General features: G+C 48.9%; 14 protein-coding genes and 1 pseudogene. 12 read left to right on the top strand and 3 right to left on the bottom strand.

Annotated elements, in window-relative coordinates:
• Positions 1-50 precede the first annotated feature (50 nt).
• The 3 genes from KCG54_RS04540 to KCG54_RS04530 all read left to right on the top strand — a co-directional run bounded on the left by KCG54_RS04540 (position 51) and on the right by KCG54_RS04530 (position 4191).
• Positions 51-857, top strand: a complete 807-nt coding sequence (locus KCG54_RS04540; protein WP_003680826.1) for a hypothetical protein — start codon at positions 51-53, stop codon at positions 855-857.
• A 505-nt stretch (positions 858-1362) separates the two neighbouring features.
• A complete protein-coding gene (locus KCG54_RS04535) occupies positions 1363-3066 on the top strand; it encodes an AMP-binding protein (RefSeq protein ID WP_254324792.1) in 1704 nt (567 codons plus the stop codon).
• A 36-nt stretch (positions 3067-3102) separates the two neighbouring features.
• Complete coding sequence (locus tag KCG54_RS04530) at positions 3103-4191, top strand: class I SAM-dependent methyltransferase (protein ID WP_254324791.1); 1089 nt, start codon at positions 3103-3105, stop codon at positions 4189-4191.
• A gap of 91 nt (positions 4192-4282) precedes the next feature.
• Here KCG54_RS04530 and KCG54_RS04525 read toward each other — a convergent pair.
• Positions 4283-4938 (bottom strand): annotated as a pseudogene (locus KCG54_RS04525) (cytochrome b/b6 domain-containing protein).
• 53 nt (positions 4939-4991) lie between these two features.
• Between KCG54_RS04525 and KCG54_RS04520 the strand changes: the two are divergent.
• Positions 4992-5873 (top strand): NAD(P)H-hydrate dehydratase, encoded by an 882-nt coding sequence (locus KCG54_RS04520; protein ID WP_254324790.1) that lies wholly within the window; start codon positions 4992-4994, stop codon positions 5871-5873.
• Between the two features lie 150 nt (positions 5874-6023).
• Positions 6024-6971, top strand: a complete 948-nt coding sequence (locus KCG54_RS04515) for a bile acid:sodium symporter family protein (RefSeq protein WP_254324789.1) — start codon at positions 6024-6026, stop codon at positions 6969-6971.
• Positions 6972-7068: 97 nt separating this feature from the next.
• On the opposite strand, the gene KCG54_RS04510 is transcribed toward KCG54_RS04515, so the two are convergent.
• Positions 7069-7632 carry a YceI family protein gene (locus KCG54_RS04510; RefSeq protein WP_070585678.1) on the bottom strand — a complete coding sequence of 188 codons (564 nt, stop codon included), beginning with the start codon at positions 7630-7632 and terminating at the stop codon, positions 7069-7071.
• 279 nt (positions 7633-7911) lie between these two features.
• On the opposite strand from KCG54_RS04510, the gene ilvD reads away from it, so the two are divergent.
• From ilvD to ubiE, 7 genes are all read left to right on the top strand, one after another.
• Positions 7912-9771 carry a dihydroxy-acid dehydratase gene (ilvD, locus tag KCG54_RS04505; protein ID WP_003746398.1) on the top strand — a complete coding sequence of 620 codons (1860 nt, stop codon included), beginning with the start codon at positions 7912-7914 and terminating at the stop codon, positions 9769-9771.
• Between the two features lie 69 nt (positions 9772-9840).
• The gene (locus KCG54_RS11955; protein WP_256388404.1) at positions 9841-9972 is read left to right on the top strand and encodes a hypothetical protein; all 132 of its coding nucleotides are present in this window, start codon (positions 9841-9843) and stop codon (positions 9970-9972) included.
• A 68-nt stretch (positions 9973-10040) separates the two neighbouring features.
• Complete coding sequence (locus KCG54_RS04500; RefSeq protein ID WP_254324788.1) at positions 10041-11330, top strand: CAP domain-containing protein; 1290 nt, start codon at positions 10041-10043, stop codon at positions 11328-11330.
• Positions 11331-11406: 76 nt separating this feature from the next.
• The gene (locus KCG54_RS04495; protein ID WP_254324787.1) at positions 11407-11640 is read left to right on the top strand and encodes a cytochrome b6; all 234 of its coding nucleotides are present in this window, start codon (positions 11407-11409) and stop codon (positions 11638-11640) included.
• A 1-nt stretch (position 11641) separates the two neighbouring features.
• Complete coding sequence (locus KCG54_RS04490) at positions 11642-12073, top strand: gamma-butyrobetaine hydroxylase-like domain-containing protein (protein WP_107867255.1); 432 nt, start codon at positions 11642-11644, stop codon at positions 12071-12073.
• Between the two features lie 18 nt (positions 12074-12091).
• Positions 12092-12457: an MBL fold metallo-hydrolase gene (locus tag KCG54_RS04485; RefSeq protein ID WP_254324786.1), complete on the top strand. Its 366-nt coding sequence runs from the start codon at positions 12092-12094 to the stop codon at positions 12455-12457.
• 29 nt (positions 12458-12486) lie between these two features.
• Entirely contained in the window at positions 12487-13224 is a 738-nt protein-coding gene (gene ubiE / locus KCG54_RS04480; protein ID WP_004519946.1) for a bifunctional demethylmenaquinone methyltransferase/2-methoxy-6-polyprenyl-1,4-benzoquinol methylase UbiE, read from the top strand.
• Between the two features lie 168 nt (positions 13225-13392).
• Here the strand turns inward: ubiE and KCG54_RS04475 are convergent, their stop codons facing one another.
• A complete protein-coding gene (locus KCG54_RS04475; protein WP_254324785.1) occupies positions 13393-14523 on the bottom strand; it encodes a polyamine ABC transporter substrate-binding protein in 1131 nt (376 codons plus the stop codon).
• Between the last annotated feature and the right edge of the window lie 213 nt (positions 14524-14736).

Raw genomic sequence — 14736 nt, 5'->3', positions numbered from 1 at the left:
TCAAGTAGTGCATTATATAAAAAATTTTAATTTCAAAGGATTATTCAAAAATGAGCACTCCCGCAAATATTACTTTATTCAATTATCAAGTTCTTATTGGAAAGAGGAATTTATCTAAATCACTTTTAGAACCAATGATTGAAAAAGGGTTCCAAAGAAGTCCTTCTGAAACTGAAATGCAAAAAATATCGGCAACTATAGATAAAGAGAATGACCGCTTTATCCGACTTGTATTTAGCACAGGAAGCGTATATCCGCTACCTCCTAATGTAATTAGTATAGAAAATGGAAAAACAACTAAAAATCGTCGGAAGAAAACAGAAATTGAACCTAAATTTTCCTATGGAATTATGGATACAAAAACAGGGGAAGTCTGGCTTCAATACAATAAAAATAGTATTTTTAGAGAGGCATTAAATTATTTTCATCCAAATGAATATATAGAAATAAAACAAATACTAGATGAAGAACAATTTCAAAAATCCATAAATGAAATAAAAGAAATTAAATTAAGTATATTGCCCAATACGCTTTCTTGCTCTAACTCATTGACCGAACATCTCCAAGAAGATATTTATCAATATGGAGCATCTAGTGCTGAATTTATAATGAAATACAAAGAAAAACTTACAATAGAAAAAGTCAAAAGCGTAGTAAAGTATTTCATCACAAACAAACTTGAGTTTAAAAAATTAGTTATTGCCGGTAAAAATACTGATAATCTAGAGATGGTTTTTAATACCAATATAGTATCTAGCAAAATTGGAGTAACCTGCTCCACCGATGAAAATGGACTACCAAGAGAAGATGAGCTTTTTAAACAAGCCATTTTAAAAATATTGGAAATCTCACCATGATTAAAAATATTATAAAATGTGCAATATATCTTTTCTTTACCTTCCTTTTTTATCTTGTTATTAGCAAATATAACTTAGGGTTTTCAGGCAAAATTTCTGATTTACTATCCTTTCTTTCCATTGCAATAGGTTTTTGCATTACTTCATTATCATTAATAGCAACAACAAAGTTTTCCCAAGCGTTATATAATATACAGAGTAGAAATAGAAACGATAAAACATTATTACATGAACTAATACAGATATTTCAAACAGCAAATTATTATTTCTTGATATTGATATGCTTAATCATTTGCTATCTTTTCATAGAAAATATTTTTGAAGGTAACTTAACATATATCAAACATAATATATCATGGCAGATAGAAATCAAAAATATTTTTCAATCTTGTATTACTTCACTTATCTTTATTAGTTTATATAAATTCTATAAGCTTATTCAAATCCTCGGAAAATATGTAATACAAGCCGCTAAAGAACAGTAACAAGCTATCGAATCAAAATTATGCATCTAACCCGAATCCTATCCCCCGACCTACCCCAACACGACCTTATCGCCACGCATCCGAATTGGACGCGTGCTGATTTCAACCGTGCGGTTTTTCATCTGTCAGGCCGTCTGAAACAGGCAGGCGTACAAACTGCCGCGTTGTGGTTTGACGATGCCGCGCTGTTTGCCTGTGCCGTGTTGGCAGTGTGGCATTCAGGCGGAAAGGTTTTATTGTTGCCCAATTTGGCGCAAGACAATTTGGATTGGGGCAAAACGGCAGAAGCGTTTTTAACGGATTCAACAGATAAAAAGCTATCTTCAGACGGCCTGAATATCTGGCACTTGCCTGATGTATTGACTCAAACAGAATCGGAAGGGCTGAACAACTATCCTGAAAACCATCTGATTCCCGGCCATGCCGAAGCATGGCTGAAAACATCGGGCTCCAGCGGCGAAGCGCAGATTATTGTGAAAACCGCCGCGCAAATGCAGGCCGAAGCCCTGACTTTGGCAAATACGCTGCCATTTGGACAACACGGTGAAACCGTGGTCGGCAGCGTGATTCCGCAACACCTTTACGGCTTCACGTTCCGCTTCGCACTCGCGCTGACAATGGGTTGGACTATGGAACGACAGCAGGCGGTTTATCCGGAAAACCTGCTTTCCAGCACGGCCGCACACGATAAAGTGGTTTGGATTGCCAGTCCGGCCGTACTCAACCGCTTGGGTGAAAACCGCAACTGGCAAAGTATCGGCCATAAAATTGCAGGCATTGTCTCGGCCGGCGGCGCGCTTCCTTCAGCCACGGCGGATTTGCTGCAACAGGCTGCCGTCTGCCCGTTTGAAGTCTATGGCAGTACCGAAACCGGCGTGATTGCCTCACGCTGCGAACGCCAAGAATGGCAGCCTTTCAAGGGCGTGGAAATCGGGCAAAACGAAGAAGGCGCACTTTGGGCTTCTTCGCCTTGGTCGCCCGAGCGCCGTCAAACAGCCGATTTGATCGAGCCGCAAGATGACGGTTTTCTGTTACTCGGTCGCCAAGACCGCATTATTAAATTTGAGGACAAACGCGTGTCGCTGACCCAAATCGAACACGAACTTTTACAACACCCTTGGATTGCCGACGCCCACTGCGGCCGCCATCCGCAACATCAACGCATTGCCATATGGGCGGCATTGAACGCAGACGGTATCGCCGCCTTGCGTGAGAAAGGCCGCGCTGCGGTTGCCGATACGCTCAAACGCCATCTGGCCGCCACGCAGGACACCATCGCCCTGCCGCGTTACTGGCGTTTTACCGACAACCTGCCGCGCAATGCCCAAGCCAAAATAGCCGCGTCGGATTTTCAGACGGCCTTTACCGTTGCCCAAACTTCTCCCGTTTGGTCGAAAACATCATCTGACGATGAAACCAATACCGAAAATTTTATCGGCCGCGTGCCTTTGGATTTGGTTTATTTCGGCGGCCATTTTGCCACCTTCCCGCTGGTTCCCGGCGTGGTCGAGCTGCAATGGGTGCGCAACCTGATAGCGCCCAAGCCATGGGGCAAACAGCGCGTTATCCGCATCGAAAATCTAAAATATCAGCAGTTTATCCGTCCTCATGATGAAGTGTCGGTAGAGCTGAAATACGATGAAGGCAAAAACAAACTGAGCTTTAAAATCAACAACGGAGAGCATCCGTGTGCATCAGGACGGATTGTATTTGAGGCCGTCTGAATATACTTATTAACTTTTTAGTGGAAAACCAACAATATGCAACTCTTCCCTGCCCTAGAACAACGCTATTCCCACGAACACCAGTCCGCTGGCGAGGCTCAACGTCTGGCTCAAGAAATCGCTTTTGCACCGATTGTGTTCCAAGTTTCTCGCCTGATGGTGAAATTTGGCATTTTGGACCTACTGAACGACCATTCAGACGGCCTCACTCAAGCCGAAATCGCAGAAAAAGCGCAAATCAGCAACTACGCGGCACAAGTCCTGCTGGAAGCTTCGCTGTCTATCGGCACTGTCTTGACTCGCGACAACCGCTATTTCATCAGCAAGGCCGGTTGGTTTGTCCTCAAAGACAAAATGGCCCACGTCAACATGGATTTCACGCAGGAAATCTGCTACCAAGGCATGTTTGATTTGGAAAAAACCCTGCAAACCGGCAAGCCCGAAGGCCTGAAAGTATTCGGCGACTGGCCGACCATTTACGAAGGCTTGTCTTCATTGCCAAGTATCGCGCAGGAAAAATGGTTTGCATTCGACCATTATTATTCCGACAACTCCTTCGCCGAAGCACTGAACACCGTGTTCGCCAAACCGGTTAAAAAACTGCTCGATGTCGGCGGCAATACCGGCCGTTGGGCGGAACAATGCGTCAACCACAATGCCGAAGTCGAAGTAACCATCATGGATCTGCCGCAACAAATCGGCTTGATGCGTGAAGCGACCAAAGGCAAAAACGGCGCGGACCGTATCCACGCCCATCCGGCCAACCTGCTTGATCCTGAGATTCCGTTCCCAACCGGTTTTGACGCGATCTGGATGAGCCAATTCCTAGACTGTTTCACCGAGGAACAAGCCACCAGCATTCTTCAACGCGCCGCTGCGTCTATGAACGAAAACACCAACCTCTACATCATGGAGCCTTTCTGGGACAGACAACGCTACGAAACCGCCGCTTACTGCCTGACCATGACCAGCCTGTATTTCACTGCCATGGCCAACGGCAACAGCAAAATCTTCCATTCTGAAGACCTGATCCGTTGCGTTGAAAAAGCCGGATTGAAAGTAGCAGAAATTTCAGACGGCATCGGCCGTGGCCACAGCATCTTGCGCTGCGTTAAGGCCGTCTGAACATCATCTTTTAAAACCCTAAAAAGCAACCGACCCCAACAGCCATTGCAGCTATCGGGGTCGGTTTTTTTTGAATATCAGCCTTAATGCATCAACCGCGCAACATCCATACTGCGCACACTAACGCAATCGCTACCGACAAAGCGGCAAACAATTGCCCCATTCCGGCCAATTTAGGCTGCTTGGCATCAATAGTTTTAAAGCCGTTAATCATCGGCGTAATCAAATCCTGTTTTTTCACAAAGCGATACAGCAAAACAGCTGCGATATGTACGCCCGCCAAAACAGCCAAGACATTAAAGAAATTGACATGGATTTTTCGCGCCAGCGTACCGGCGTGTTCGCTGACCAAATGATTCAAAAAGCCGGAATTGGTAAACGTATTTTCATCGGCGGCGAATAAGCCTGTGGCTGTCTGAAAAACCAAGGCAGCCAATAAAGCAATCACCATCAGCGCGCCCAAAGGATTGTGACCGACCAATTCGTCTTCAGACATTTGGCCTTGCGTGTAGCGACGGATTTCGGGAAACGGACGCACAAAACGGCTGAATTTTGCCGTATCGCTGCCCCATATCCCCAGCACAAGCGAAAAACCACCAACACCAGCATCAACAAACCGCCGCGCAAGTGCCATACCAGCATATCGCCGCCTTGGGTGGCGCTGTACCACATAAAACCCATCAATAACACCAAGAGCCAATGGAACAGGCGCGTAGGTGCGTCCCAAACTTTTATTTTTTGCTTCATTACCTTTTACTTTCTGATTTAAAATTAAATTTCTTATCTTGGAAGGTTACGCCATGCAGCCCATCTACACGCTTCCCGAATCGCTTCAAGCTTTTCAGACGGCCTTAGCATTTCCCGACGTATTCCGCCCCCGCGCCCAAGAATCGCACAAGGGCACATACGGCACGCTTGCCATTATTGGCGGTGCAACGGGAATGAGCGGTGCGGTGGTTTTGGCAGCCACAGCCGCGATGTATCAAGGATGCGGCAAGGTTTGGGCGGGTTTCAACCAAGCCACGCTGCCTTTTGCCATCATTCCCGAACGCCCTGAAATCATGCTCGCCACTGCGGCCCAACTGATGGAGCGCAACGATGTCAGCGCGCGGGTAATCGGCTGCGGCTTTGGTTTGGACGGATTATCAGAGCAGCTGCTGCCCAAAATCCTGTCTACACACCATGACCGGCCTTTATTGTTCGATGCCGATGCTTTGACACTGCTTGCCTGTTCTTCCGGATTGGCCGAACGCCTCAAATCGTACAAACATATCGTCCTGACACCCCATCCGGCAGAAGCTGCACGCCTACTCGGTACCGATACCCAATCAGTTCAAGCCGACAGGCAAAAAGCCGTGACCGAAATCAGCCGTAAATATGGCGCAACCGTCGTATTGAAAGGCCATCATACATTGGTAGCCACGGCAGACGGCATAGTCTATACCAACACCAGCGGCAATGCCGGTTTGGCCACCGCAGGCAGCGGCGATGTCTTGAGCGGCATTATCGGCAGCCTGCTGGCACAAGGCATTCCGACATTCCAAGCCGCCTGCGCCGGCGTATGGCTGCACGGAGCGGCAGCCGATGTTATCAAACACAGCGGCCAAATCGAAACCGGTATGCTCGCCGGAGAAATCGCACCTGCCGCCCGATGGCTGCGCAATATTTTATCAAAAGAATAATGCTGTCTATATCATAAATACAAATTGCAGGCCGTCTGAAAATCAATCTCTATTTTCAGACGGCCTGGTTTATTTTTAAGTCATTTTGCAAATTAAGGTTAAGGCGTGTATCCTTGGTTTCCCTTAGAAACAACTTCACAACATATCATCATGAATACCCTCAACAAAATCAGCAACTTTATTGGAAAAACATTTTCCCTTTGGGCGGCGCTCTTTGCCGGCATCGCTTTTTTCGCACCCGACACCTTCAAATGGGTCGGTCCTTACATTCCTTGGCTTCTGGGCATCATCATGTTCGGTATGGGCTTGGCGCTCAAACCTTCCGACTTCGACATTTTGTTCAAACGCCCCAAAGCCGTCATCATCGGCGTGATTGCACAATTCGCCATCATGCCGGCAACTGCCTATCTGCTGGCGAAACTGTTGAACCTGCCTGCCGAAATCGCAGTCGGTGTGATTTTGGTCGGCTGCTGCCCGGGCGGTACGGCTTCCAATGTAATGACTTATCTGGCGCGCGGCAATGTGGCTTTGTCGGTTGCCGTTACATCGGTTTCTACTCTGATTTCCCCATTGCTGACCCCCGCCATCTTCCTGATGCTTGCCGGTGAAATGCTGGAAATCCAAGCGGGCAGTATGTTGATGTCCATCGTCAAAATGGTTTTGTTCCCCATCGTTTTGGGCTTGATTGTCCATAAAGTCTTGGGCAACAAAACTGAAAAACTGACCGACGCGCTGCCGCTGGTTTCCGTTGCCGCCATCGTGCTGATTATCGGCGCGGTAGTCGGCGCCAGCAAAGGCAAGATTATTGAAAGCGGCCTGCTGATTTTCGCGGTTGTCGTACTCCACAACGGTATCGGCTATCTGTTCGGCTTCTTTGCCGCCAAATGGACCGGCCTGCCTTATGATGCACAAAAAACGCTGGCCATCGAAGTCGGTATGCAAAACTCAGGCTTAGGCGCAGCCCTTGCCGCCGCACACTTTGCCGCCGCGCCGGTCGTTGCCGTTCCCAGCGCATTGTTCAGCGTGTGGCACAATATCTCCGGCTCGCTTCTGGCAACTTATTGGGCAGCCAAAGCCGATAAAAATAAAGAATCCTAAACGTCTTTAATCATAAGGCCGTCTGAACAGGGATAAACGAAATCAACGATTTCTACCTTACCTGTTTAGACGGCCTTTATTTTGAAATCAAGCAGGATTATTGTTTGGCTGCTTCAATTTGGATATTGATGTTTACTTTTTTGCTCATACCGGCACTCACTAAATAATCCAAGCCCCATTTGGTACGGTCAATGGTGGTGCTGAAGTCGCCGCCGCACACTTCTGCTTTTAACATCGGGCTTTGGTAGCAGTTGAATTTGTCGGCTTTGAGTTTTACCGGCGCAGTTTTGCCGTTCATGGTCAGGTTGCCGTCAACGGAAAGCAGTTTTTTACCGTTGAAATTGAATTTGGTGGATACAAAACGGATTTCAGGGTATTTGTCTGCATTGAAAATATCGGCAGATTTCAAATGTTGGGTAAAGTGGTCAGAGCCGGTTTGCAGTTTGGACAAAGGCAATACGATATCGATTGAGCCTTGGCGTTTGGCACGGTCAAATTCCAAATTGCCGGTCAAACCATAAATACCGCCGACGTTGGTGCTGGTGTTGAAATGGTCGATGGCAAAGCGGGCATTGGCATGAAATTCGTCCACTTTATAAACAGCGGCAGACGCAGCGGAAGCCAACATGGCCGAACACAATGCAAACATGATTTTTTTCATCGTCTTATCCTTAGAAATGTGAGAAGTTCCCTATCATATCACTTTTTGATGCCAACATCTTTTGCAAATGAGAAAGATAACGTTTCATCCTAAGAAAACTTCAGGCCGTCTGAAGAAGTGAGCAGCAAATTCAGGTGAAGCAAACACAGTTTAGTTTTATTACAAAATAGCGTGCTTCATCGCTCGTATTTGGTATAAAATACCGAGTTATTTCTACAACGGGCCGCCACAATATTCAGCCTATTTCAGACGGCCTCAGCATAAAACAAAGGAACAAAAATGCCTGAATACCGCTCCAAAACCTCTACCCACGGCCGCAATATGGCAGGCGCGCGCGCATTGTGGCGTGCAACCGGCGTCATGGAAACCGACTTCGGCAAACCGATTATCGCCATTGCCAACTCCTTCACCCAATTCGTCCCAGGCCATGTGCACCTGCACAACATGGGTCAACTGGTTGCCCGTGAAATCGAAAAAGCCGGCGGCATTGCCAAAGAATTCAACACCATCGCCATTGACGACGGTATCGCCATGGGCCACAGCGGCATGCTCTACTCCCTGCCCAGCCGCGACCTGATTGCCGACTCCATCGAATACATGGTCAATGCCCACTGCGCCGACGCGCTGGTGTGCATTTCCAACTGCGACAAAATCACCCCAGGAATGCTGATTGCCGCCATGCGCCTGAACATTCCGACCATCTTCGTTTCCGGCGGCCCGATGGAAGCCGGTAAAGTTATCGGAGTTGCAAACATTCAACCCGAACGCCGCTTGGACTTGATTGATGCCATGATCGAATCGGCTGACGACAATATCAGCGACAAACAAGTCGAAGAAGTCGAGCAAAACGCCTGCCCGACTTGCGGCTCCTGCTCCGGCATGTTTACTGCCAACTCCATGAACTGCCTAACCGAAGCACTCGGCCTTTCCCTGCCGGGCAACGGTTCTTATCTGGCTACCCACGCAGGCCGCAAAGAATTGTTCCTCGAAGCCGGCCGCATGATTGTCGAAATCACCAAACGCTACTACGAGCAAGACGACGAAACCGTTTTGCCACGCAGCATTGCCACCAAAAAAGCATTTGAAAACGCCATGACCATGGACATCGCCATGGGCGGCTCTACCAATACCATTTTGCACCTGTTGGCCGTCGCCAACGAAGCCGGTGTCGATTTCAAAATGGCCGACATCGACCGCCTGAGCCGCGTTGTACCTTGCATCTGCAAAACTGCGCCAAACAATCACGACTACTATATGGAAGACGTGCATCGCGCCGGCGGTATTTTTGCCATTCTGAAAGAATTGGACAAAGCAGGCAAACTACACACCGACGTGTACACCATCCACGCACCGACACTGAAAGACGCGATTGAAAAATGGGACGTGACCAACCCTGAAAACACCCATGCCATCGAACGTTTCAAAGCGGCTCCCGGCGGTGTGCGCACTACTCAGGCGTTCTCTCAAAACCGTATGTGGAAAACCCTCGACCTCGACCGCGAAAAAGGCTGTATCCGCGATGTCGAACATGCCTACTCGCAAGACGGCGGCTTGGCAGTATTGTTCGGCAATATCGCTGAGCGCGGTTGCGTAGTGAAAACCGCAGGCGTGGACGAGAGCATCCTTAAATTTACCGGCCGCGCCCGCGTGTTTGAAAGCCAAGAAGACGCAGTAGAAGGCATTTTGGGCAACCAAATCGTGGCAGGCGATATCGTCATTATCCGCTACGAAGGCCCTAAAGGCGGCCCGGGCATGCAAGAAATGCTGTACCCAACTTCTTACCTGAAATCCAAAGGTTTGGGCAAAGCCTGCGCCCTGCTGACCGACGGCCGCTTCTCCGGCGGTACTTCCGGCCTCTCCATCGGCCACGCTTCTCCTGAAGCGGCAGAAGGCGGCGCAATCGGTTTGGTACACGAAGGCGATACCATCGAAATCGATATTCCAAACCGCAGCATCCACCTTGTCATTTCCGATGAAGAGCTTGCCGCACGCCGTGCCGAAATGGAAGCACGCGGCAGCAAAGCGTGGAAACCGGAAAATCGCGACCGCTACGTCTCCGCAGCCCTGCGTGCCTACGGAGCGATGGCGACTTCCGCCGACAAAGGCGCAGTACGCGACGTATCGCAGATCGAACGTTAATTAACCTGACTTTAAGGCCGTCTGAACGCTTTCAAGTGTTTCAGACGGCCTTCATTCAAACGGACACATATGGACAAATTCATTTTAGCGATGATCGGCATGGCCATTGCCCTCTTGATTATTATTGGCGGCGGATTTATCGCTGTCGAATATTTCAAATCCCATCCTGAAGCATTCCAAGTCAAGCCGCTATCAAAATAATCATTCAGCGGCATGAGTCTCAAGGGGAAAGAGCCGTAGCTCAAGGCCGTCTGAACGCAGTACATATAATGAAACACATTCTTTACTGGCTGGGTGGTTTTGCCGTCGCCCTCGGCATATTCCAATACTACGAAACCCATCGCTATTCCGAAGACCAGCTCATCTATGCCCAACCGCCGCAAAATCGTACTGCCGTTGCCGATTTTGACGCATTGGCGTATTTAAACTTCCTCCGTTCCTCAGCCAATCTGCCCGCACTGGCGCACTCAGCCACACTCGAACGCGCCGCGCGCAATCATGCTCGCTATCTACTGCAAAACCCTGACGATGGCCATGATGAACACAATACGCGCAATCCCTTTTATACAGGCCCACGCCCATCAGACCGCACGCGCAAAGCCGGTTATGCCTATAAAGGCGTGCATGAAAACGTCAGTACCGGCCAGCATCCGCCAAACGAAAAAATCAACGACCATCTATCTGCCCAACATCAGCTGGATAATCTGATGACGGCGATTTACCACCGTCTCTCCTTACTCGATCAAAATATCGACGAGGCCGGAGCGGCGTTTGAATCCCAAGGTAAACAAATCGCGCTGAGCATCAATCAGGGCGACAGCAGATTCAACATCCTCTGCCAAAAAAACCGCCCCCTCTCCGGCCTCAGCCGCTCGTTTTATCAAGATGCCTGTCATGGCCATGCCATTGTTTATGCGGATGAAATCTCCAACCGCAAATTCCGGCCTTACGTCACCTATCCGCAAGGTAATTTCGCCTCGCCGGTTTTCCATGGCGAACGTCCCGACCCTATGCCGCATTATGAAATGACCGGCAATCCGGTCAGTATCGCGTTCTCAGAACAATCGCCTCCGGTCAAAATGCGTTTGTTCAAACTGTATCGGGACACAAAAGAAATCAGAGATGTCAAAATCTTAGATAAAGATAATGACCCAAACCGCCTCCTGACCGAACGCCAATTTGCACTGTTTCCTTTACAGCCATTGGAATACGACACCAACTACCGAGCCGTGTTCGAATACCGTCAAAACGGAAAAGACAAAACAGCCGAATGGACATTCAGCACGCAAAAACCCGATTACCCTTACTTCATCGTCAAAGGCGGCGAAACGCTGGCCATCGAATCCGGACAAAAATATTTTATCCATTGGCAGGATTTTTGGTGCTTGAAGCAATGCGAACGCTACAACTACCGCATGAACCGCGACACCCAAATCGACATTATCGAACGACAGGCCGGCGGCATCATTATCCGTGTCAACGGAAGCAAAGGCAGCAGTATCCGCTTAATGCCCGAAGGCGAAGACAGGCGCGCCATTACACTTTATTTATGGAAATAAAGCCGTTTTCAGACGGCATGAAGCACCAAAAAGCTGATAAAATACCGCCTCACCACCCTACGGCAAGCTATCCAACATGACCAAACATACGCAAACAGCAGCCAATACCCGCTATGCCTTTGCCAGCATTGCCGCCATGTTGGCCGCGTTTTTACTGTTCGTTGCCGTGATGTTGCTGCCTTTGGGGTTGACGGCGGGCACGCAAGTAAGCCTGATACGGCTTTCACTCTACGCAATCGTGCTGTTTGCCGTACTTGGCGGTATTTTTTCTGTACGCGTTGCCTATTTGCGTAAAAAGAACGGAGCATGAAATGACCCAAGCCGATAAAATCCCACAAGAAATCCGCCTCCAGCAAGAGCGGCGCGTACTGACTTTGGTCTATGTTGACGGTGCCAAGAGCCTTCCTGCCGAATACCTGCGCGTGTACTCGCCCAGCGCGGAAGTGCGCGGACACGGTGCCGGCCAAGATGTTTTACAAACAGGCAAAGCCGAAGTCAGCATTACCGATTTAGACCCCGTCGGCCAATACGCCTTGAAAATTACTTTTTCAGACGGCCACGACAGCGGCCTTTACGATTGGGACTATCTCTACCGACTGGCGCACAATCAAGACACGCTTTGGCAAGACTATCTCGACCGCCTCGAAAAAGCCGGCGCGTCCAGAACGCCAAGTGCAGAAGATTTGAAACCCAAACACACACATTCCTGCGGTAGCGGCGGTTGCGGCGGAAAGGCCGTCTGAAAAAAGGCAAATCCGACATTGGACGACGGCAGGATCATTGACGGCAAAGCATTCCTCTCCCCACCTAAAAAAGGACGGGTAGCGGCTATCTTCGGCGATACCAAAGCCTGTCCGCGTGCAGCACGCGCCGTACAAAACGCAGACGTTTTGGTGCATGAAGCAACCTTTGCGGCAGGCGATGAAGAGACAGCGGAACGAGTGTTCCATTCGACCGTATCCGATGCCGCCAAGCTGGCTTTACAGGCCAATGTGAAACAACTTTACCTGACCCACATCAGCGCACGTTATACCGAAGAAGAGCAACGCCTGATGCTGGAGCAGCAGGCACAAACTATATTTCCCGCGTCGAAAGTGGTTGGCGATTTCGACGTATTCGATATCTGAATCCGTATTATTTTAAGAAGGCAGACACTATGAGCGACCACAAAACCCATTTCGGCTTCTCTACTGTTGACGAAGACGAAAAAGCAGGCAAAGTTGCCGAAGTCTTCCACTCCGTGGCAAAAAACTACGACATTATGAATGACGTAATGTCCGGCGGTCTGCACCGCGTTTGGAAACATTTCACCATCAATACCGCCCGCCTGAAAAAAGGCGACAAAGTATTGGACATTGCCGGCGGCACAGGCGATTTGTCCCGAGGCTGGGCGAAACGCGTGGGTAAAGAAGGCGAAGTTTGGCTGACAGACATCAACTCCTCCATGCTGACGGTCGGCCGCGACCGCCTGCTCAACGAAGGCATGATTCTGCCCGTATCGTTGGCAGATGCTGAGAAATTGCCGTTTCCCGACAACTATTTCAATCTGGTTTCCGTCGCATTCGGCCTGCGCAACATGACGCACAAAGATGCCGCGCTGAAAGAAATGTACCGCGTATTGAAACCGGGCGGCACCCTGCTGGTGTTGGAATTCTCCAAAGTGTACAAACCTTTGGAAGGCGTGTACGACCTCTACTCTTTCAAACTGTTGCCGATTATGGGCAAACTGATTGCCAAAGATGCCGACAGCTACCAATACCTCGCCGAGTCCATCCGTATGCACCCCGACCAAGAAACCTTGAAGCAAATGATGCTGGATGCAGGCTTCGACAGCGTGGATTACCACAACATGAGCGCAGGCATCGTTGCCCTGCATAAAGGCGTGAAATTCTAAGGCCGTCTGAAACAAACACAAAGGGCGTGATTGATAGACACGCCTTTTGTTTTTTAAACCTTACCCAAGCCAGTCTGACACAAACCAAAGGCCGTCTGAACAGCCGTAAAACGAAATTAAAAATTTCGGTTATACCATTCAGACGGCCTTAATATGATTCAAATCAGCTTATTTTCCTGCTTTCACGCTTTGCCATTGACGGACCATAAATTTCAACGCCGCCGGTTGAATAGGCACCATGATAAAGCTGTTTTTCAAATCTTCATCAGTTGGGAAAATCGTATTGTCGTTTCTAAACTCTTCATCCATCAGCTCCTGAGCCGGTTTGCTGGACGGCGCATAAGTAACAAAATTGCCGTTTTTCGCCGCAACTTCAGGATCCAAGAAATCATTGATATATGCATGGGCATTGGCCACGTGTTTGGCATCTTTCGGAATCACAAACGAGTCTACCCAAATTCCCACGCCCTCTTTCGGCATCATCACACGGATTTTTTCCTTGCCGCCCGCTTCTTCGGCACGACGTTTGGCAATATTCAAATCGCCGCCAAAACCAATTGTTACGCAAGTATCGCCGCGCGCCAAATCATCGATAAAACCGGACGAGGTAAAACGCTTGATGTACGGACGGTTTTTCTTCAACACTTCCGTAGCCGCCTTAATATCCGCCGTTTCGCTGCTGTTTGGATTTTTACCCATATAGTTCAACACCATAGGATAAATCTCCGCTGCGCTGTCCAAATAGCTGATGCCGCATTGCTTGAGTTTGGACGTGTATTCGGGGTTAAACACCAAATCCCATTGATTGTCCGGCAGTTTGTCCGTACCCAAAGCCTTTTTCACACGCTCGGTATTGATGGCGAAAGTGTTAGTCCCCCAATAAAACGGAACAGCGTATTCGTGATTCGGATCAACGCCTTCCATCAGCTTCATCAGTTGTGGATTGAGATTTTTATAGTTGGGAATCAGGGATTTGTCGATTTTCTGATACGCACCTGCCTTAATCTGCCTACCGACAAACGCATTGGAAGGACCCACGATGTCATAACCCGACTTGCCGGTCAATACCTTGCTCTCCAGCGTTTCATCGCTGTCATATACATCGTAAGTTACTGTGATACCGTGTTTCTTCTCAAACGCGGCAACCGTCTCGGGATCGACATATTCCGACCAGTTGTAAATGCTCAATACCTTTTGATTATCGGTTTGAGCCGCCTTGTCGGCAGAAGTTTTGTCCGAGCCGCCGCAGCCGGCCAGTGCCAGCGCAGTCAGTACGATGAGGGGCAGATGTTTGGTCATTATCATTCCTTGCGTATCCGGTTGAAAATAGAGAGGCATTATAAAGCAGGCAAGCCCGAGCGGATAGGCTTCATTGTTAAAAGATATCGTCCCGCTTGAGGCCGTCTGAAAGACGGATTGCAGCCAACTTAAAACCTTTCTGCCGATAGCTTGAAATATGGTTTTGCGGTAAGATAACGCCCATTCGTTTTTAATCGCAACGTGCCGTCCAGG

The sequence above is a fragment of the Neisseria subflava genome (assembly GCF_024205705.1).
GTDB classification, from domain to species: Bacteria; Pseudomonadota; Gammaproteobacteria; order Burkholderiales; family Neisseriaceae; genus Neisseria; species Neisseria subflava_D.
The sequence above is the reverse complement of the archived record's forward strand: the minus strand, read 5'-3'. Positions and strand labels throughout refer to the sequence as shown.

What these genes read in the sequence shown, in the direction of transcription:
- ubiE (WP_004519946.1), top strand. Translation starts at nt 12,487, where the DNA reads ATGAGCGACCACAAAACCCATTTCGGCTTCTCTACTGTTGACGAAGAC.
- KCG54_RS04520 (WP_254324790.1), top strand. Translation starts at nt 4,992, where the DNA reads ATGCAGCCCATCTACACGCTTCCCGAATCGCTTCAAGCTTTTCAGACG.
- ilvD (WP_003746398.1), top strand. Translation starts at nt 7,912, where the DNA reads ATGCCTGAATACCGCTCCAAAACCTCTACCCACGGCCGCAATATGGCA.
- KCG54_RS04540 (WP_003680826.1), top strand. Translation starts at nt 51, where the DNA reads ATGAGCACTCCCGCAAATATTACTTTATTCAATTATCAAGTTCTTATT.
- KCG54_RS04500 (WP_254324788.1), top strand. Translation starts at nt 10,041, where the DNA reads ATGAAACACATTCTTTACTGGCTGGGTGGTTTTGCCGTCGCCCTCGGC.
- KCG54_RS04530 (WP_254324791.1), top strand. Translation starts at nt 3,103, where the DNA reads ATGCAACTCTTCCCTGCCCTAGAACAACGCTATTCCCACGAACACCAG.
- KCG54_RS04515 (WP_254324789.1), top strand. Translation starts at nt 6,024, where the DNA reads ATGAATACCCTCAACAAAATCAGCAACTTTATTGGAAAAACATTTTCC.
- KCG54_RS04535 (WP_254324792.1), top strand. Translation starts at nt 1,363, where the DNA reads ATGCATCTAACCCGAATCCTATCCCCCGACCTACCCCAACACGACCTT.
- KCG54_RS04490 (WP_107867255.1), top strand. Translation starts at nt 11,642, where the DNA reads ATGACCCAAGCCGATAAAATCCCACAAGAAATCCGCCTCCAGCAAGAG.
- KCG54_RS11955 (WP_256388404.1), top strand. Translation starts at nt 9,841, where the DNA reads ATGGACAAATTCATTTTAGCGATGATCGGCATGGCCATTGCCCTCTTG.
- KCG54_RS04475 (WP_254324785.1), bottom strand. Translation starts at nt 14,523, where the DNA reads ATGACCAAACATCTGCCCCTCATCGTACTGACTGCGCTGGCACTGGCC.
- KCG54_RS04510 (WP_070585678.1), bottom strand. Translation starts at nt 7,632, where the DNA reads ATGAAAAAAATCATGTTTGCATTGTGTTCGGCCATGTTGGCTTCCGCT.
- KCG54_RS04495 (WP_254324787.1), top strand. Translation starts at nt 11,407, where the DNA reads ATGACCAAACATACGCAAACAGCAGCCAATACCCGCTATGCCTTTGCC.